General features: G+C 39.9%; 30 protein-coding genes. 1 reads left to right on the plus strand and 29 read right to left on the minus strand.

Going from position 1 to position 18,391, the window contains the following annotated elements; all coding sequences use genetic code 11:
• Positions 1–12: 12 nt before the first annotated feature.
• Positions 13–447 carry a hypothetical protein gene (locus LA313_RS12940; protein ID WP_228915641.1) on the plus strand — a complete coding sequence of 145 codons (435 nt, stop codon included), beginning with the start codon at positions 13–15 and terminating at the stop codon, positions 445–447.
• Between the two features lie 66 nt (positions 448–513).
• Here the strand turns inward: LA313_RS12940 and ctlX are convergent, their stop codons facing one another.
• The 29 genes from ctlX to rpsS all read right to left on the minus strand — a co-directional run bounded on the left by ctlX (position 514) and on the right by rpsS (position 18,389).
• Positions 514–1,464 carry a citrulline utilization hydrolase CtlX gene (gene ctlX, locus LA313_RS12945; RefSeq protein ID WP_228915643.1) on the minus strand — a complete coding sequence of 317 codons (951 nt, stop codon included), beginning with the start codon at positions 1,462–1,464 and terminating at the stop codon, positions 514–516.
• 8 nt (positions 1,465–1,472) lie between these two features.
• Complete coding sequence (locus tag LA313_RS12950) at positions 1,473–2,384, minus strand: dimethylarginine dimethylaminohydrolase family protein (RefSeq protein WP_228915645.1); 912 nt, start codon at positions 2,382–2,384, stop codon at positions 1,473–1,475.
• Between the two features lie 228 nt (positions 2,385–2,612).
• Positions 2,613–3,902, minus strand: coding sequence for a citrate synthase (locus LA313_RS12955; RefSeq protein WP_228915648.1), 1,290 nt, complete (start codon positions 3,900–3,902; stop codon positions 2,613–2,615).
• A 280-nt stretch (positions 3,903–4,182) separates the two neighbouring features.
• Positions 4,183–5,475 carry a phosphopyruvate hydratase gene (gene eno / locus LA313_RS12960; RefSeq protein ID WP_228915650.1) on the minus strand — a complete coding sequence of 431 codons (1,293 nt, stop codon included), beginning with the start codon at positions 5,473–5,475 and terminating at the stop codon, positions 4,183–4,185.
• A 397-nt stretch (positions 5,476–5,872) separates the two neighbouring features.
• Positions 5,873–6,994: a glutamine-hydrolyzing carbamoyl-phosphate synthase small subunit gene (gene carA / locus LA313_RS12965; protein WP_228915652.1), complete on the minus strand. Its 1,122-nt coding sequence runs from the start codon at positions 6,992–6,994 to the stop codon at positions 5,873–5,875.
• A 191-nt stretch (positions 6,995–7,185) separates the two neighbouring features.
• Positions 7,186–7,680 (minus strand): 50S ribosomal protein L17, encoded by a 495-nt coding sequence (gene rplQ, locus LA313_RS12970; RefSeq protein WP_228915654.1) that lies wholly within the window; start codon positions 7,678–7,680, stop codon positions 7,186–7,188.
• Between the two features lie 94 nt (positions 7,681–7,774).
• The gene (locus tag LA313_RS12975; protein ID WP_228915656.1) at positions 7,775–8,767 is read right to left on the minus strand and encodes a DNA-directed RNA polymerase subunit alpha; all 993 of its coding nucleotides are present in this window, start codon (positions 8,765–8,767) and stop codon (positions 7,775–7,777) included.
• Positions 8,768–8,787: 20 nt separating this feature from the next.
• On the minus strand, positions 8,788–9,393 hold the full coding sequence (rpsD, locus tag LA313_RS12980; protein ID WP_228915659.1) for a 30S ribosomal protein S4: 606 nt from the start codon (positions 9,391–9,393) through the stop codon (positions 8,788–8,790).
• Positions 9,394–9,481: 88 nt separating this feature from the next.
• Entirely contained in the window at positions 9,482–9,871 is a 390-nt protein-coding gene (rpsK, locus tag LA313_RS12985) for a 30S ribosomal protein S11 (RefSeq protein ID WP_228915661.1), read from the minus strand.
• Between the two features lie 8 nt (positions 9,872–9,879).
• The gene (rpsM, locus tag LA313_RS12990) at positions 9,880–10,254 is read right to left on the minus strand and encodes a 30S ribosomal protein S13 (RefSeq protein WP_029035485.1); all 375 of its coding nucleotides are present in this window, start codon (positions 10,252–10,254) and stop codon (positions 9,880–9,882) included.
• A gap of 2 nt (positions 10,255–10,256) precedes the next feature.
• Positions 10,257–10,373 carry a type B 50S ribosomal protein L36 gene (gene ykgO / locus LA313_RS12995; protein WP_037325435.1) on the minus strand — a complete coding sequence of 39 codons (117 nt, stop codon included), beginning with the start codon at positions 10,371–10,373 and terminating at the stop codon, positions 10,257–10,259.
• A 5-nt stretch (positions 10,374–10,378) separates the two neighbouring features.
• Positions 10,379–10,594, minus strand: a complete 216-nt coding sequence (infA, locus tag LA313_RS13000; protein WP_006988529.1) for a translation initiation factor IF-1 — start codon at positions 10,592–10,594, stop codon at positions 10,379–10,381.
• Positions 10,594–11,931, minus strand: a complete 1,338-nt coding sequence (gene secY / locus LA313_RS13005; protein WP_228915663.1) for a preprotein translocase subunit SecY — start codon at positions 11,929–11,931, stop codon at positions 10,594–10,596. Before secY ends, infA begins: the two co-directional genes overlap by 1 nt.
• 9 nt (positions 11,932–11,940) lie before the next feature.
• Complete coding sequence (gene rplO / locus LA313_RS13010) at positions 11,941–12,393, minus strand: 50S ribosomal protein L15 (protein WP_228915671.1); 453 nt, start codon at positions 12,391–12,393, stop codon at positions 11,941–11,943.
• Between the two features lie 9 nt (positions 12,394–12,402).
• Entirely contained in the window at positions 12,403–12,585 is a 183-nt protein-coding gene (rpmD, locus tag LA313_RS13015; protein WP_029035482.1) for a 50S ribosomal protein L30, read from the minus strand.
• Positions 12,586–12,597: 12 nt separating this feature from the next.
• Entirely contained in the window at positions 12,598–13,122 is a 525-nt protein-coding gene (gene rpsE, locus LA313_RS13020; protein WP_228915673.1) for a 30S ribosomal protein S5, read from the minus strand.
• 4 nt (positions 13,123–13,126) lie between these two features.
• Entirely contained in the window at positions 13,127–13,486 is a 360-nt protein-coding gene (gene rplR / locus LA313_RS13025) for a 50S ribosomal protein L18 (RefSeq protein ID WP_228915676.1), read from the minus strand.
• 11 nt (positions 13,487–13,497) lie between these two features.
• Positions 13,498–14,040 (minus strand): 50S ribosomal protein L6, encoded by a 543-nt coding sequence (gene rplF, locus LA313_RS13030; protein WP_228915678.1) that lies wholly within the window; start codon positions 14,038–14,040, stop codon positions 13,498–13,500.
• Between the two features lie 19 nt (positions 14,041–14,059).
• Entirely contained in the window at positions 14,060–14,458 is a 399-nt protein-coding gene (gene rpsH / locus LA313_RS13035) for a 30S ribosomal protein S8 (RefSeq protein ID WP_228915680.1), read from the minus strand.
• A gap of 67 nt (positions 14,459–14,525) precedes the next feature.
• Positions 14,526–14,795: a 30S ribosomal protein S14 gene (rpsN, locus tag LA313_RS13040; protein ID WP_228915682.1), complete on the minus strand. Its 270-nt coding sequence runs from the start codon at positions 14,793–14,795 to the stop codon at positions 14,526–14,528.
• Between the two features lie 2 nt (positions 14,796–14,797).
• A complete protein-coding gene (gene rplE / locus LA313_RS13045) occupies positions 14,798–15,349 on the minus strand; it encodes a 50S ribosomal protein L5 (protein WP_228915684.1) in 552 nt (183 codons plus the stop codon).
• A 2-nt stretch (positions 15,350–15,351) separates the two neighbouring features.
• Positions 15,352–15,663, minus strand: coding sequence for a 50S ribosomal protein L24 (gene rplX, locus LA313_RS13050; RefSeq protein WP_228915686.1), 312 nt, complete (start codon positions 15,661–15,663; stop codon positions 15,352–15,354).
• A gap of 12 nt (positions 15,664–15,675) precedes the next feature.
• Positions 15,676–16,044, minus strand: a complete 369-nt coding sequence (gene rplN / locus LA313_RS13055) for a 50S ribosomal protein L14 (protein WP_228915687.1) — start codon at positions 16,042–16,044, stop codon at positions 15,676–15,678.
• 2 nt (positions 16,045–16,046) lie between these two features.
• Entirely contained in the window at positions 16,047–16,304 is a 258-nt protein-coding gene (rpsQ, locus tag LA313_RS13060; RefSeq protein WP_228915689.1) for a 30S ribosomal protein S17, read from the minus strand.
• A gap of 17 nt (positions 16,305–16,321) precedes the next feature.
• A complete protein-coding gene (gene rpmC, locus LA313_RS13065; RefSeq protein WP_228915691.1) occupies positions 16,322–16,513 on the minus strand; it encodes a 50S ribosomal protein L29 in 192 nt (63 codons plus the stop codon).
• An 11-nt stretch (positions 16,514–16,524) separates the two neighbouring features.
• On the minus strand, positions 16,525–16,944 hold the full coding sequence (gene rplP / locus LA313_RS13070) for a 50S ribosomal protein L16 (RefSeq protein WP_029035471.1): 420 nt from the start codon (positions 16,942–16,944) through the stop codon (positions 16,525–16,527).
• 19 nt (positions 16,945–16,963) lie between these two features.
• Entirely contained in the window at positions 16,964–17,686 is a 723-nt protein-coding gene (gene rpsC / locus LA313_RS13075; protein ID WP_228915693.1) for a 30S ribosomal protein S3, read from the minus strand.
• Positions 17,687–17,694: 8 nt separating this feature from the next.
• Positions 17,695–18,102, minus strand: coding sequence for a 50S ribosomal protein L22 (rplV, locus tag LA313_RS13080; protein WP_228915695.1), 408 nt, complete (start codon positions 18,100–18,102; stop codon positions 17,695–17,697).
• A gap of 8 nt (positions 18,103–18,110) precedes the next feature.
• Positions 18,111–18,389: a 30S ribosomal protein S19 gene (rpsS, locus tag LA313_RS13085; RefSeq protein ID WP_029035468.1), complete on the minus strand. Its 279-nt coding sequence runs from the start codon at positions 18,387–18,389 to the stop codon at positions 18,111–18,113.
• Between the last annotated feature and the right edge of the window lie 2 nt (positions 18,390–18,391).

Here is an 18,391-nt window from a genome sequence, read left to right on the forward strand (position 1 = left end):
AGAAAAAAGAAAATGCTACTTAATATTTCCCAGGATTTTAGTGACAAAAGAGAAGAAATCAATGACCTGGTGGGCAAACCTTTCAACCTTGCAGAAAGAGAAGAGCTAAAAAGCACGAGTCTTCGCGAGCTTCCTGTCACTGCAGCAAGTATTGAAATTTACAACCTGCTTGTTTTAAACGAAGGCCAAACCAATTGTACGCTGGAAATGCGTTCGAAAGGGGTATTGATAAGTTTTAAAGCCGGAGGGGAAACTTATTCCCTTGTAATTCCTTTTTACAAGCTGAAAATATACAAAGGCCGGGCAGAGGAATATTCCTTTTATAAGGATCATCATTTTATAAAGATCCATGCCGGCGCAGGACAGCACGAAGTGCATAGTTTTATAAAGAAGCTACGTCATTACAAGGCAGACAAGGCGCTGCCGAGAATAGAAGATCAGGAATAAAGAGATATAAAAAAAGCCCTTTTTGAAAGGGCTTATAATTTATAATTTAGGTTGACGTAAAAAACTTTAGACAACCTTCATATTTTCTTTCTTAGGAAGAAAAACTTCAGCCAGCATACAGCGGGCACTCCCGCCACCACAGGTTTCAATCGTGCTTAGATCACTGCTTAGAATATCACAGTGTTTCTCAATTGCCGCGACCTGAACAGGCAAAAGGCTTTTTCTTGCTGCATCACTCATCACCAGGTATTTCTTTCCGTCGGCACCTTGTACCTGTAGCATATTCCCGGCATAATGATGGAGTTGGGCTTCAGAAATTTCTATGATCTCTTTCCCGTCTGACTTCAAATGTTTTACAACATTTTTCCGCTCTTTTGGATCATCAATACTATCCAGGCAAATTACCGCGAAGTTCTCTGCCAGGCACATCATTACGTTAGTGTGGTAAATGGGCATCCTGCGACCATCCACATCTTGGTATGAGGTAAAAATGACCGGAGTAAGTTCAAAATCCTCACAAAATTCTATTAATAATTCTTCATTAGCGCGGGGAGAAAGTGCACAATACGCTTTTTCATTCACCCTGTCAATAATAAGAACCCCTGTGGATTCAAGGAAAAGTTCTTCCTCCTCTGCACTGGTATAATCAATTACATCTTTTATGAGGTAGCCTTCGGCTTCGATCTTGTCAAAAATTTCGGCCCTGCGTTCTCTTCTTCGGTTTTCGGCAAAAAGAGGATAGATCGCTGCAGTAGCATCCTCATGAAAGGTGACCCAGTTATTAGGGAAAATGGAATCTGGAGTGTCCAGTTTCTCGTCATCATCTACCACAATAACATTCACTCCGACATCTCGGAGTTTCGCCACGAAATTGTCAAACTCTTCCTGAGCTTTTTTATTGATCTGCTCGTTATCCATGTGCAGACCTTCCTGAAAATAATTATTCACGGCGGTTTGTTCATTCATCCTGAAAGCAACCGGCCGCACCATTAGTACAGTATCTGTGATTTGTCTCATAAAAATTTTTAATCCCTTATTAAAGGCAGCGTTGAACATCTCAACAAGCCTTCTTGTTTGGCTATTTCGGCATAAGGCACTTCCTCCACTTTCATGCCATTCTCCCTGAGCCAGGTATTAAGTCGGGTGAAGTTCTTTTCTGAAATAACCACATCTTCAGAAATAGAAAAAACATTGGAATTCATGTCAAACATTTCCTGGCGGGTAATCTCAAATACGTTCTCTTTTCCGAAGAAATTGACCAGCCACTGGTATTCTTCCATATTAAGAAATCCATCTTTATAAAGTATGGCTTTCCCTCTGCCTACAGGTTGAAAACAGCAGTCCAGGTGCAGGGCATTATCCCTCGCCTCGGTGTTTGACTTTCTAAGGTTAAAAGATCTCACCTTTTTATTGGGAAACATTTTCCTAAGATGCTCCACCCCCTTAAGATTGGTGCGTGCTGTTATAAATTGAGAATAGTCTTCTCCATAGTAAGCACCAATAAAAAGATCATCATTATAAAGCATAACATCTCCTCCTTCCACATGTACATCTTCGGGCAATTCAATGACTTTGTCCGGGTCCATTTGATCGATAACATATTGAATGGCTTCTATTTCTTCCTCACGATCGGGGAGAATATTAGCCTTTATAAATTTATCATCAATGACAAAGGCGATATCACGAGTAAAGATCTGGTTCAAATCTTTAACCAGTTTTGGACGGTAGACTTTGACATCATATCTTTCCAGAACCTCACGAACAGCTTCCATTTCCCGCACCATATCTTCCTCGACAGGATAAGTTCCTGCCTTGATATGCTCGGCTGATTTTGGATCATAGGCGTGCTCATATTCCGGTGTTGGACCCGGACTTTCGGCAGTTCCTAAGACTACAGCTCTTAAACGTGAAGTTTCATTTTTAATATTCAGTTTCATAGTGCCCAAATTTGCTGCAAATATAAGAAAAGGAATCATCCCTCATAAGGGCACAAAATGTTTCTTTAAAGCAGCTTTGTGGAACTTTGTTCCTTCGGAATTTTTTTCTGCTTAAACCGGGATTCTCATAAAGATTTAGGTTTCCAAATTCCGTAGCTCCATACAACCGAAGCCATAAAAAAAGCCCCACAAATGTGGGGCTTTACATAATTATGATTGAAAGAGATATTATCTCTTCTCTATCTCTTTAAAAGAACGTTTAGTCTCTCCAATATAAACCTGTCTTGGACGACCAATAGGCTCTTTTCTTAAACGCATTTCTCTCCATTGTGCAATCCATCCAGGTAAACGTCCTACTGCAAACATTACTGTAAACATCTCTGTAGGGATTCCCATTGCACGGTAGATAATACCAGAATAGAAATCAACATTAGGATATAATTTCCTGTCTACGAAATATGGATCTTCAAGAGCCGTTTTCTCAAGGCCTTTGGCAATTTCAAGTATTGGATCATCAACACCTAATTGTCCCAGAACTTCATCGGCAGCCTTCTTGATAATTCTTGCTCTTGGATCAAAGTTCTTATAAACTCTGTGACCAAAGCCCATTAACCTGAAAGGATCATCTTTATCTTTTGCTTTAGCAATGAACTTCGAAGTATCACCACCATCGGCTTTGATCTCCTCAAGCATCTCAATTACCGCTTGATTTGCTCCCCCATGTAGTGGCCCCCAAAGTGCAGATACTCCTGCTGAAATTGAAGCGAAAAGTCCGGCGTGAGAAGAACCTACAATTCTTACGGTAGAAGTAGAACAGTTTTGCTCATGGTCTGCATGAAGAATCAACAGCTTGTCCAGTGCGTTTACCACTACTTTGTTTTGCTTGTAAGATTTCTTAGGATTATCATCCTGGAACATCATTTTCAGGAGGCTTTCAACATAGCCAATATTGGTGTCTTTATTATAAAGCACCTGATCGTTCTTTTTACGTAAGGTCCACGCAGCCAGAACAGGGAATTTCGCGAGGATCTTTACAATAGCTCTATACATATCCTCTTCGGAATCCACGTTTACCGACTTTGGATTGAAAGCGGTAAGTGCACTGGTAAGAGAGGATAAAACTCCCATAGGGTGTGCAGTTTGTGGAAAACCTTTAAGAACAGTTTTCATATCCTCGTTCACAATGCTCTGATCAAGAATATCGGTATTGAATTTTTGCAGCTGAGTTTCGGTTGGTAATTCTCCGAAAATCAAAAGGTAAGCTACTTCCAGAAAATCAGCTTTTTCGGCTAATTCTTCGATGGAGTATCCGCGGTATCTTAAAATTCCTTCTTCCCCGTCAAGAAAAGTGATTGCACTTTCACATGCACCGGTATTTTTGTACCCGGGATCTAAGGTTATTGCTCCACTCTGCCCTCTTAACTGGGTGATATCCAGGGCAACTTCTTTCTCGGTGCCCACAACCATTGGTAGATCATAGGTCTTTCCATCTATTTTTATAGTAGCTACTTTTGACATATTTTTTATGGATTTGCTTATAATTTATTTTCAGGATTGCTAATTTACAAAATTCTACCTTAATTTTTAGCCAGAGCAGCCCTTTTCCTCAACTCTGCAAAAAAATGGGAAATAGCCATAAAACATCTCTGTGACAGCTAAATTTCCAGCTATCTACTTAATTTTGAACCATCTTAAAAATAGGAGAGTAAAAGATCAAAAAGTATGACGAACATCATATTTTAAAATAAAAAGCCCTTCCTCGAAGAGGAAAGGCTTTTAAAGTATAAAATGAGACAACCTATCTGTTGATCTTAAAGGCTTTTTCCTGAGGGAAATAAGCAACACTTCCAAGTTCTTCTTCAATTCTAAGAAGTTGATTGTACTTGGCCATACGGTCACTACGTGAAGCCGAACCGGTTTTGATCTGCCCTGTGTTCAAAGCAACAGCAAGATCGGCGATGGTGTTATCTTCAGTCTCTCCCGAACGGTGGGACATAACAGAAGTATAACCTGCATTATGTGCCATATTTACTGCCGAAATTGTTTCGGTCAATGTACCAATCTGGTTTACCTTAATAAGAATAGAATTGGCAATCTTGTTCTCGATACCTTTTGATAAACGCTCAACGTTGGTGACAAAAAGGTCATCCCCTACAAGTTGTACTTTATCTCCAATCTTTTCGGTAAGTGCTTTCCATCCATCCCAGTCGTTTTCGTCCATTCCATCTTCAATGGAAATAATAGGATATTTTGAAGCTAATTCAGCAAGATATTCTGCCTGCTCTTCACTGCTTCTAATTTTCCCGGATTCTCCTTCGAATTTGGTATAGTCGTATTTTCCGTTTTCATAGAATTCAGCAGCAGCACAATCCAATGCGATCATAACTTCTTCACCCGGCTTGTAACCTGCATTTTTAATAGACTTCAGGATAGTGTCCAAAGCATCTTCTGTTCCGTCTAAGGTTGGCGCAAAACCACCTTCATCACCAACAGCTGTACTAAGTCCGCGGTCATGCAATACTTTCTTCAGGTTGTGGAAGATCTCGGTACCCATCTTTAAAGCTTCGGAAAAATCTTTTGCTTTAACGGGCATCACCATAAACTCCTGAAAAGCAATAGGAGCATCACTGTGAGATCCACCATTGATAATGTTCATCATTGGCACCGGAAGCGTATTAGCACTAACACCACCTACGTAACGATAAAGAGGCATGTTGAGTTCATTTGCCGCCGCCTTGGCCACTGCAAGAGAAACCCCAAGAATAGCATTGGCTCCAAGTTTTGATTTATTTGGTGTACCGTCAAGCTCGATCATTGCCTGATCGATTATGTTCTGATCAAAAACTGAATATCCTAGAAGTTCTTCAGCAATAACTTCATTTACATTTTTGATCGCTTTTGAAACACCTTTACCCATGTAATCCTTACCTCCGTCACGAAGTTCAACGGCTTCATGTTCACCTGTAGAAGCTCCTGAAGGAACTGCTGCTCTTCCAATTATTCCGTTTTCGGTTTCAACATCCACTTCAACGGTTGGATTTCCGCGAGAATCAAAAATTTGACGGGCATGAATATTTATTATTATGCTCATATTTATAAATTTTAATTAATTATCTTTTTTTGCCCCTGCAAGATACGAATAGTTCAAAAGAATAGTAAAAAGCAAAGGCTTTACTTCAAGGGAATTAAGAGAAATTTATTAACGAATACGATGTAGATGATTAGCACTTAGCTCCTGAAAATTATAGTAGCACATCAAACATTAGAAATAGCCAAAACCCGGGACACTTGTGATTATCTTATCGCAATACTGAAAGATATTTTAAGCGGGAAATTATAATGAAAAAGTAAAAGAATAACCAGGTTCCTCCATGACTCCAAAAAAAAAATTCTCCAGGGAGGTCACGTAAAAACAGAAGTCTTAGAAACCAGAAATCCTCTCCAAAAATGACACTTTTGAAGAGGATTTTTTATGGAACTTTAGAATATTACTCAGCTGAAATTTGCTGACCAATTAAGTTATGGATAAACTCATCAAAAAGATAATGAGCATCATTCGGACCGGGACTGGCCTCGGGATGATACTGAACTGAGAAACAGTTCTTATTCTTCATCCTGATCCCTGCAACCGTATGATCATTTAAGTGAGTATGAGTCACCACAACCTCGGGATGAGCTTCTGTCTCCTCTTTGTTCACAGAAAAACCATGATTTTGAGAAGTAATCTCACCCTTACCTGTTTCAAGGTTTAAGATGGGGTGGTTTATTCCACGATGTCCGTGGTGCATTTTATATGTAGAAATTCCGTTAGCCAAAGCAATGATCTGGTGACCGAGACAGATCCCAAAAAGCGGCTTATCATCTTCCATTATTTCCCTTGCGACCTGGATAGCGCTTTCAAGTGGCTTTGGATCCCCGGGACCGTTTGAAAGTAAATAACCATTTGGCTCCCACGCCTTCATATCTGCATAGGTAGCGTTGTAAGGAAAAACTTTGCAGTAGACATCTCTTTTAGAAAGATGCTTTAAAATGCTCTTTTTGACACCTACATCAAGAACTGCCACCTTGAATCTCGCATTTTCGTCTCCAAAAAAGTAAGGTTCTTTTGTTGAAACTTTAGAAGCTAGCTCTAAACCATCCATATTAGGTACGGCAGCCAATTCTTCTTTTAAAGCTTCCATATCTTCAAATTGTGAAGTGATCACAGCGTTCATAGCTCCGTTCTCTCTTATATAGGTCACTAAAGCACGTGTATCCACGTCTGAAATAGCGAAAAGATCGCTGCGATCCAAAAACTCCTTTAAGGTTTCATCGGCAGCGGGACGGGTTTGATAGTAACTGAAGTTCTTACAAATCAATCCTGATATTTGAGCTGTGTCGGCTTCCTTTTCTTCTTCATTCGCCCCGTAATTGCCAATATGGGCGTTCGTTGTTACCATGATCTGTCCAAAATAAGAAGGATCTGTAAAGATTTCCTGGTAACCTGTCATTCCGGTGTTGAAACAAACCTCCCCAAAGGCTTTTCCATCCTTATCCCCTACAGCTTTCCCATGGAAGATCGTACCATCTTCAAGCAACAGAATAGCTTTTTTTCTTGTTTGGTATTTCATAAGTGTTTCCTCTTTAAACTTTTGCAAAATTATCACTTTTGAAGCAGATAATTTTGAACTAAATGATATTGATTCTTTTCTAAAAATTTATTCCTGAAAATACCTTTTTTGGAACCTTGATTTCAGGGTATAAAAAAAGGATAAGCTTTAACGGCTTATCCTTTTTAAAATTTATCAAGAAAGAGTCATTTCTATTCCTCGTTTCCTTCGTTTTTCTTGTCATCAGCAGAAGCTTCAGGCTTCGTTTGAGCAGTATCGGCAGATTTCTTACCTCTACCGGCTCTACGAGTAGATTTCTTCTTCTCTGGTTTGTTCACGTTATAGATCTCGTTGTAATCTACAAGCTCTATAAGTGCCATATCTGCATTATCACCTAAACGGTTACCCAATTTGATGATCCTGGTGTATCCTCCGGGACGGTCACCAACTTTAGGAGCTACCTCACGGAATAATTCAGTGATCGCATCTTTGTCGCGAAGTTTACTGAAAACTATTCTTCTATTGTGGGTAGTATCTTCTTTTGATTTGGTTACCAATGGCTCTACAAATTGCTTTAAAGCTTTTGCTTTGGCAACAGTAGTATTGATACGTTTGTGCTCAATTAGGGAACAAGCCATATTTGCAAGCATAGCCTTGCGGTGTGCGGTTTGTCTTCCTAAGTGGTTTATTTTTTTTCCGTGTCTCATGACATTTTTGTTTCATCATCTTGCTACAACCCATTTTGGGGAGCAAACTATGACGGTTACTGTATAATTTTGACAGTTGCGAAATTAACCGCGACTAGTCTTTATCTAATTTATATTTTGAAAGATCCATACCGAAATTCAATCCTTTGTTGTTTACCAACTCTTCAAGTTCGGTAAGGGATTTCTTTCCGAAGTTACGGAACTTCATAAGGTCATTCTTGTTGTAAGATACTAAGTCACCAAGGGTATCAACTTCAGCAGCTTTTAAGCAGTTCAATGCTCTAACTGAAAGGTCCATATCAACCAGTTTGGTTTTTAGTAACTGACGCATATGAAGAGATTCTTCATCATACGTTTCTGTCTGTGCAATTTCATCGGCCTCCAAAGTGATGCGCTCATCAGAGAACAGCATAAAGTGGTGGATCAAAGTCTTGGCAGCTTCAGTCAAGGCTTCCTTTGGATGAATAGAACCATCTGTAGAGATCTCAAAAACAAGTTTCTCATAATCGGTTTTTTGTTCAACCCGGTAGTTCTCGATGCTATACTTCACATTTTTCACTGGTGTGTAAATGGAGTCTGTATAGATCGTACCGATAGGAGCGTTGGCTTTCTTGTTCTCTTCAGCAGGAACATATCCTCTACCCTTTTCTACGGTAACTTCCATATTAAGGTTTATCTTCTTATCCATATTACAGATCACAAGATCTGGGTTTAGGATCTGGAAACCAGAGATAAACTTCTGAAAGTGTCCTGCAGTTAATTGCTCCTGACCTGAAACAGAAATAGTAACGGCTTCATTGTCTATTTCATCAATTTGCCTTTTAAACCTGATCTGCTTTAGATTCAGGATAATTTCGGTTACGTCTTCTACTACCCCCGGGATAGTTGAGAATTCGTGCTCTACTCCTTCGATGCGAACCGAAGTAATAGCGAACCCTTCAAGTGAAGATAAAAGTACTCTTCTTAGAGCGTTACCAACAGTTAATCCATAACCTGGTTCCAAAGGGCGAAATTCAAATTTCCCTTCGAAATCGGTAGAATCAATCATTATAACTTTATCGGGCTTCTGAAAATTTAATATTGCCATATTACGACTTCTGTGAATTATTATTTCGAATATAATTCGACGATGAATTGTTCATTTATATTTTCGGGAATTTGTACTCTTCCCGGAACAGAAACATAAGTTCCCTGTTTGGTCTCATTGTTAAAGGTGATCCATTCGTATACACTGCTGGAATTAGCTAATGAATCCTGGATAGCTATTAAGGATTTGGATTTCTCTCTTACTCCTACTACATCTCCTGCCTTTAACTGGTAAGAAGGAATGTTTACTAATTCACCATTCACAGTTAGGTGCCTGTGAGAAACCAACTGTCTTGCAGCACGTCTCGAAGGGGCAATTCCCATTCTGTATACAACATTGTCTAAACGAGACTCACATAATTGTAAAAGCACTTCCCCGGTAATTCCCTGGGCACGTGTTGCTTTTTCAAACATGTTTCTAAATTGACGCTCAAGGATACCGTAAGTATACTTAGCTTTTTGCTTCTCCATTAACTGGACAGCATATTCAGATTTTTTTCCGCGACGACGGTTGTTACCGTGTTGTCCCGGAGGATAATTTCTTTTCTCGAATGATTTGTCATCTCCGAAAATAGCTTCCCCGAATTTACGGGCGATTTTAGTCTTTGGACCAGTATATCTTGCCATTGAAAAATTTGTTATAAAGCAAGCGATCGTGGAATTAAGGTCACTGTCCTTCGCAGATCTCTTTGCTTACTTTTGTTATACTTGTTAATTAAACTCTACGTCTTTTTGGAGGACGACATCCATTGTGTGGAAGTGGAGTAACGTCAATGATCTCAGTTACTTCAATTCCTGCATTGTGAAGGGAACGAATTGCAGATTCTCTACCGTTTCCTGGTCCTTTCACAAATACTTTCACTTTACGAAGACCTGCTTCGTGAGCTACTTTTGATGCGTCTTCTGCAGCTAATTGTGCTGCATAAGGAGTGTTCTTCTTAGATCCTCTAAAGCCCATTTTACCGGCAGAAGACCAGGAGATAACATCACCTTTCTTATTGGTTAACGAAATTATAATGTTGTTGAAAGAAGCAGTAACATGTGCTTCTCCAATAGACTCAACATTAACTTTACGCTTCTTTTGAGCTGCTTTTGCTTTTGCCATCCTACTTATTATTTAGTTGCTTTCTTCTTGTTTGCAACTGTTTTTCTTCTTCCTTTTCTGGTTCTGGAGTTGTTTTTGGTTCTTTGTCCTCTTAACGGTAATCCCGCTCTGTGACGAATTCCTCTATAACTTCCAATATCCATTAAGCGCTTGATGCTCAATTGAACTTCTGAACGTAATTCTCCTTCAATTTTAAAGGCTCCAACAGCTTCACGGATTCTTCCGATCTCGTCATCGTTCCAGTCTGAAACTTTCTTCCCTTCTTCTACGTTGGCCTCTTTTAGAATTTCCTGAGCTCTGCTCTTTCCAATTCCGAAGATATAGGTCAATGCTATAACGCCTCGCTTTTGTTTTGGTATATCAACACCTGCAATTCTAGCCATAACTACCCTTGTCTTTGTTTAAATTTTGGATTCTTTTTGTTAATCACGTACAGTCTGCCTTTTCTTCGCACAATTTTGCACTCGGCACTTCGTTTTTTAATTGATGCTCTAACTTTCATAGTTATTAGTATCTGTAAGTTATTCGAGCCTTAGATAAATCATACGGGCTCATTTCTAATTTCACTTTGTCCCCAGGCAATAACTTAATATAATGCATTCGCATTTTACCTGAAATATGCGCGGTCACTACATGACCATTCTCTAATTCCACCCGGAACATGGCATTTGACAATGCCTCAATGATCGTTCCGTCTTGTTCTATTGCCGATTGTTTTGCCATTATGCTACTGCTTTTCTGTTTTTACCGGTTTTCATAAGACCATCATAATGTCTGTTCAACAGGTATGAATTTACCTGTTGCATGGTATCGATTGCAACTCCTACCATGATCAACAATGATGTTCCTCCAAAGAACAATGCCCATCCGGCCTGTACTCCTAAAAGAGAAACGACAATAGCAGGGAACACTGCGATAAGCGCTAAGAAAACAGAACCCGGCAGGGTGATTTGCGACATGATGCGGTCTAAAAATTCGGCAGTCTCCGTCCCGGGTCTAATTCCGGGGATAAAACCACCACTCCTCTTAAGATCATCTGCCATTTTATTGGTAGGTACCGTAATCGCGGTGTAAAAGTACGTAAAAATAATAATTAGTAACGCAAACACCAGATTGTACCAAAAGCCGAAGATATCGCTAAAGGCAGCAGTCACTCCCTGGGCAGTTTCAGACTGTGAAAGTCCGGCTACCGCGGCAGGAATGAACATAATCGCCTGCGCGAAAATGATCGGCATAACTCCAGAAGCATTTAGCTTCAATGGAATATATTGTCTAGATCCAAATACATTTTTTTCATATCCCCCGCTTGCAGTTCTTCTTGCATATTGCACCGGGATTTGTCGCACCGCCATAACCAACATTACAGATGCCATGATAATAGCGAACCAAATAACCAGTTCAATAAGGATCATGATTAAACCTCCGTCTGACTGAGTCACTCTGGAAGCCCATTCCTGTATGAATGCTAGTGGTAAAGTGGCGATAATACCTACCATGATAAGAAGGGAAATACCATTACCAATACCTTTATCGGTTATCTTTTCACCAAGCCACATCGCAAAGATGGTACCTGTAGTAAGGATAATTACCGACGAAGTAACGAAAGTTACTGTACTTCCAAGAAGGAATGCACTTGACGGTAAAGTGGCAAAAAGGTTATAAATATAACCCGGCCCCTGTACAAGCGTAATAGCTATGGTAAGCCACCTGGTGATCTGGTTGATTCTTCTACGACCACTCTCCCCTTCCTTCTGTAACTTTTGAAGGTATGGAACTGCAATACCCATTAACTGCACTACAATCGAGGCAGAGATATAAGGCATAATACCTAAAGCAAAAACCGATGCATTCGAAAATGCACCGCCGGTAAAGGCGTTAAGCAGTCCAAGGAGTCCTCCATCTGTTTGAGAAGAGAGGTTCGCTAATTGGGACGCATCAATACCCGGAAGCACTACTTGTGCTCCAAAGCGATACACCAACAACAAACCGAGGGTCACTAAAATTCTATTTTTTAGTTCCTCGATTTTCCAGATATTCTTTAATGTATTGATGAATTTCATTGTTATCTATTATAAAGTAACGGCTTCACCACCAGCAGCTTCAATAGCTTGCTTTGCTGAGGCAGTAAATTTATGAACAGATATTTTCAACTTTGCTTTTAATTCTCCTCTACCTAATATCTTAACCAACTCATTTTTTCCGGCCAATCCGTTCTCTACAAGAACTTTCATGTCTACCGTATCGGTAATTCTACCTTCATCTACCATCGCCTGAAGAGTATCAAGGTTGATCCCCTGGTAATCCTTGCGATTGATGTTAGTGAACCCGAACTTAGGAACACGTCTTTGAAGTGGCATCTGCCCACCTTCAAATCCAATTTTCCTGGAGTAACCAGAACGAGATTTGGCACCTTTGTGACCACGGGTAGCAGTACCGCCTTTCCCTGATCCTTCACCACGCCCAACTCGCTTACTGTTACTTTGAACTGAACCTTTCGCAGGTTTTAAGTTACTTAAATCCATGTGAATTTCTTATTTGGTCTCTTCAACAGAGACTAAGTGATTTACTTTATTTACCATACCAAGGATGTTTGGCGTATTTTCATGCTCCACAACCTGTCCAAGCTTTCTTAGACCAAGTGCTTCCAAAGTACGTTTTTGGTTTTGAGTGCGTTTGATTGCACTTTTTACCTGTGTAACTTTAATTCTTCCCATTATTCCTTGTTATTAACCTTTAAAAACTTTCTCAAGAGAGATACCACGTTGACGGGCCACAGTCTCTGCACTTCTTAACTGAAGTAAAGCATCAAAAGTAGCTTTCACCACATTATGAGGGTTTGATGAACCCTGGTTCTTTGATAATACATCGTGAACACCAACAGCCTCAAGTACTGCACGAATCGCTCCACCCGCAATAACTCCGGTACCGGGAGCGGCCGGCAATAACATTACTCTGGCTCCACCGTACTTACCTTTTTGCTCGTGAGGCAGGGTACCCTTGTTTAGAGGGATACGCACCAGGTTTTTCTTCGCGTCTTCAACTGATTTCGCAATAGCATCGGCTACCTCTTTTGATTTTCCTAACCCGTGGCCTACAACACCATTTTCATCACCTACAACTACAATAGCAGAAAAACCGAAAGCTCTACCACCTTTTGTAACTTTAGTAACACGTTGTACACCCACCAAGCGATCCTTTAATTCAAGTCCGCCCGGTTTTACAAGTTCTACGTTTTTATAATCCTGATACATATTTTTAGAATTTTAGTCCTCCTTCGCGAGCACCTTCTGCTAATGATTTTACTCTTCCGTGATATAAGTATCCTCCTCTATCAAAAGAGATGGTCTCTATCCCGGCCTTTAAAGCTTTTTCAGCAATAGCTTTTCCAACTAATGCCGCCTGCTCAATTTTATTCTCTACAGTCGCAGATGCAACTTCTTTATCTCTTGAAGAAGCAGCTACCAAAGTTTTTCCATCCACATCGTTCACGATTTGAGCATAAATTTCTTTATTGCTTCTAAAAATTGAAAGTCTTGGACGGCCCTGAGTACCGCTTATATCTCTTCTGATCCTTTTCTTGATCTTAGTTCTTCTATCTTGTTTTGAAACTGCCATAATCTTACTTATTAAGCTGATTTACCTGCTTTTCTTCTTAACTGTTCACCTCTGAACTTAATACCTTTACCTTTGTATGGTTCCGGTGCACGGAAAGATCGAATCTTTGCAGCTACCTGGCCTACCAGTTGTTTATCATGTGAAGTCAATTTCACAATAGGATTTTTACCTTTATCTGAAATTGTTTCCACTTTTACTTCGGGAGCCAAATCTAAGACAATGTTATGAGAGTACCCAACAGCAAGATCCAATTTTTGACCCTGGTTAGATGCACGGTATCCTACACCAACTAATTCAAGTTCATGTGTGAATCCGTTAGTAACACCTTCGATCATATTGCTAATCAAAGCGCGATATAAACCGTGCTTTGCTTTGTGATCCTTTTTATCTGAGGGACGCTCAAAAGTGATAACACCATCTTCGATGATGATATCAATCTCAGAAAACTCCTGAGTTAGCTCCCCTAATTTTCCTTTTACCGTAACAACTCCGTCTTTAATGTCTACTGTAACACCTTGTGGAATTGTGATTGGACTTTTACCTATTCTGGACATTTCTTTTCGTCTTTAAATATTAGTAAACGTAGCACAATACCTCACCACCAACTTTTTCCTGTTGTGCCTGCTTTCCGGTCATTACACCATGAGAAGTAGAAACAATAGCAATTCCAAGGCCGTTTAGGATACGAGGAAGTTCATTGGCACCGGCATATTTACGTAAACCGGGTTTACTTATGCGTTGAATTTTCTTGATAACAGGTTCTTTAGTAACCTTATCATATTTTAGTGCAATTTTGATGCTGCCCTGGGCAGTAGAATCATCAAATTTGTAACTAAGGATGTACCCCTGATCAAAAAGTATCTTGGTGATGTCCTTTTTAAGTTTAGAAGCAGGGATCTCCACCACTCTGTGGCTTGCAGCAACTGCATTTCTAATTCTTGTTAAATAATCTGCAATAGGATCTGTATTCATCTATTTTAATTTGCGGAAGGGGTTTTCTCTCGATAATTACCGGGGAACCTTCTCCCAATTTATAATCTTACCAACTAGCTTTTCTAACTCCGGGAATTAATCCATTGTTCGCCATTTCCCTGAAAGTAACCCTGGAAATACCGAACTGTCTCATATACCCCCTTGGTCTTCCTGTTAGTTTGCAACGGTTGTGTAAACGTACAGGTGATGAGTTCTTTGGTAATTTTTGTAAGCCCTCGTAATCACCAGCTTCTTTAAGAGCCTTGCGTTTCTCGGCATACTTTTCTACCAATTCCTGTCTCTTCACCTCACGGGCTTTCATTGATTCTTTAGCCATAATTAATTCTTTTTAAAAGGTAATCCTAGTTCGGTTAACAATGATTTCGCTTCTTTATCTGTAGGTGCGCTGGTTACAAAGGTAATATCCATACCATTGATCCTGTTCACCTTGTCGATATCGATCTCAGGGAAAATAATCTGCTCGGTTACACCAAGGTTATAGTTTCCTCTTCCATCAAAACCAGTAGCGTTAATCCCATTAAAATCTCTTACACGTGGAAGTGCAGAGGTAATTAAACGATCAAGGAATTCATACATTCTTTCTCCCCGTAAAGTAACTTTAGCACCAATAGGCATCCCTTTACGAAGTTTAAAAGAAGCAACATCCTTTTTAGAAATGGTCGCAACGGCTTTTTGTCCAGTGATAGCTGTTAATTCATCTACCGCATGGTCAATAAGTTTCTTATCTGCAACAGCAGCACCAACCCCACGGCTCACAACTATCTTCTGTAGTTTTGGAACCTCCATAAGATTGGAGTAGCTGAATTCTTCTGTAAGAGCGGAGATCACTCTCTCTTTATACTCTTGTTTAAGTCTTGGTACGTACGCCATAACTAAATTACTTCATTGGATTTTTTGGAAAACCTAACTTTCTTATCATTCTCTGTTCTATATCCAACCCTGGTGTTGTCACCATTCTTGTCAATTAAAGAAAGATTGGAAATATGAATAGGTGCTTCCTTCTTCTTAATTCCGCCTTGAGGATTTGATGCGCTGGGTTTCTCATGCTTGGAAACCATGTTCACTCCTTCCACAATGGCTTTATTCTTATCCAGAAATACTTGCTGCACTTTACCTTCCTGACCTTTATTGTCTCCGGCAGTTACACGCACATTATCTCCAGTTTTTATTTTAAGCTTTTTCATCTTACTTCTGTATTAAAGCACCTCTGGTGCCAATGATACAATCTTCATGAATTGCTTATCACGAAGTTCACGTGCTACAGGACCGAAAACACGTGTACCTCTCATCTCCCCTGAAGGGTTAAGAAGAACACACGCATTGTCGTCAAAACGGATATAAGACCCGTCTGGTCTGCGCACTTCTTTTTTGGTACGAACAACAACTGCTGTTGAAACTGCACCTTTCTTAACGTTTCCGTTTGGTGTAGCTTCTTTTACGCTGACAACGATCTTGTCTCCAACAGAAGCGTATCTTCTATTTGTACCGCCCAATACACGAATCACTAAAACTTCTTTAGCTCCGGTATTGTCTGCAACTCTTAATCTAGACTCTTGTTGTACCATAATTACTTCGCTCTTTCAATTATTTCTACTAATCTCCAGCATTTTGATTTACTCAAAGGACGAGTTTCCATGATCCTTACAGTATCTCCAATGTTGCAGTCGTTTGTTTCGTCGTGTGCCATGTATTTTTTCGTTTTCAAAACGAACTTCCCATACATGGGGTGCTTTACTTTCTTAGTTTCTGAAACCACAATAGACTTAACCATCTTATTGCTAGTAACAACACCTATACGTTCTTTTCTTAAGTTTCTTTTTTCCATTTTCAGCAGAATAACACTTATTGTTGTTCTCTTTTAGTTAACTCTGTAGCAATACGCGCTATAGATCTTCTTACAGTTCTCAACTGTATTGGGTTCTCTAATGGCGATACTGCGTGAGCCATTTTAAGATCGGAATATGCTTTCCTTTCCTTACCAAGTTCTTCCTGTAATTCTGCTACAGACAATTCTCTAACTTCTGATTGTTTCATGACGTGTCTAATTAAGCTTGATAATCTCTAGCTACAATGAACTTAGTTTTCACAGGTAGTTTCTGTGCTGCCAGGCGCAAAGCCTCTTTAGCAACATCAAAAGGCACTCCTCCTACTTCAAAAAGTATTCTTCCGGGTTTTACAACTGCAGCCCAGTATTCAACAGCACCTTTTCCCTTACCCATACGTACTTCAAGAGGTTTCTTTGTGATAGGCTTATCTGGAAAAATTTTGATCCAAAGTGAACCTTCCCTCTTCATATAACGGGTAGCGGCAATACGTGCAGCTTCAATTTGTCTTGCAGTCACAAAATTTGAATCTAATGATTTGATTCCAAAGGTCCCGTTTGAAAGCCTGTGTCCTCTTTGAGAGACACCTTTCATACGGCCTTTTTGCATCTTGCGATATTTTGTTCTTTTAGGCTGTAACATTTTTCTTTACTTTAAAAAATTACTTTCTACGACGTGATTTTGGTGCACCACTTCGTCCGGCTCCGGTTTTTCCTCCTTGTTTTTTGGCCATGCCAACAAGTGGAGAAAGTTCTCTTTTACCGTATACCTCGCCTTTCATGATCCATACTTTAACACCCAGCCTACCATAAGTAGTATGAGCTTCAACTAAAGCATAATCGATGTCGGCTCTAAATGTTGACAATGGAATTCTTCCATCCTTGTAGGATTCTGAACGAGCCATTTCCGCCCCATTCAAACGCCCGGAGATCTCAATCTTGATCCCTTCAGCATTCATCCTCATTGCAGCCGCAATTGCCATTTTTATTGCACGACGGTAAGAGATACGATTCTCAATTTGTCTTGCAACGCTGGATCCCACTAAATGAGCATCCAATTCTGGCCTTTTAATTTCAAAGATGTTGATTTGAACTTCCTTGTCGGTGATCTTCTTAAGCTCTTCTTTCAACTTGTCTACCTCCTGTCCACCTTTCCCAATAATGATACCAGGACGGGCAGTGGTGATAGTAACGGTTACAAGTTTAAGAGTGCGCTCAATAATCACTCTTGATACACTCGCTTTTGATAGACGAGCATGGATGTATTTTCTAATCTTATCGTCTTCGGCTAATTTGTCGCCGTAGTCATTTCCTCCGTACCAGTTGGATTCCCATCCTCTAATGATACCAAGACGATTCCCGATTGGATTTGTTTTCTGTCCCATACTCTTAACTAGCTTTGTGTATTATTGTTTGCTCCTAGTACCAATGTAACATGGTTGGAACGTTTTCTAATTCTATGTGCGCGACCTTGTGGTGCAGGACGTAGTCTCTTCAACATACTTCCTCCATCAACACGAATCTCCTTTACAAACAACTCTGCATCTTCAATGCTTGCATCTTCATTCTTAGATTGCCAGTTGGCAATTGCCGACAATAACAACTTCTCAAGACTCTTAGACGCATCTTTAGAATTGAATTTCAAAATATGAAGCGCTCTTTCTACTTTTTCACCACGAACAAGATCTGCAACCAGACGCATTTTTCTTGGCGAAGTAGGGCAGTTATTTAGTTTAGCAAAAGCTATTTGCTTCTTAGCTTCTTTAGTCTGCTCTGCTCTTTCTCTTTTACGAACTCCCATAGCTTCAATTATCTTTTACCTTTATTCTTAGCACCAGCATGACCTCTAAAAGATCTTGTTGGTGAAAATTCACCTAATTTATGACCTACCATGTTCTCAGTAATGTACACAGGAACGAATTGACGCCCGTTGTGCACAGCAATAGTTTGCCCTACAAAATCAGGAGTGATCATAGAAGCCCTTGACCAGGTCTTAATAACCGCTTTCTTTCCAGACTCTGTATTCTGAGCAACTTTTTGCTCTAATTTATAGTGAACGTAAGGTCCTTTTTTTAATGAACGTGCCATAT

The organism is Salinimicrobium sediminilitoris, assembly GCF_020866905.1.
GTDB lineage: Bacteria > Bacteroidota > Bacteroidia > Flavobacteriales > Flavobacteriaceae > Salinimicrobium > Salinimicrobium sediminilitoris.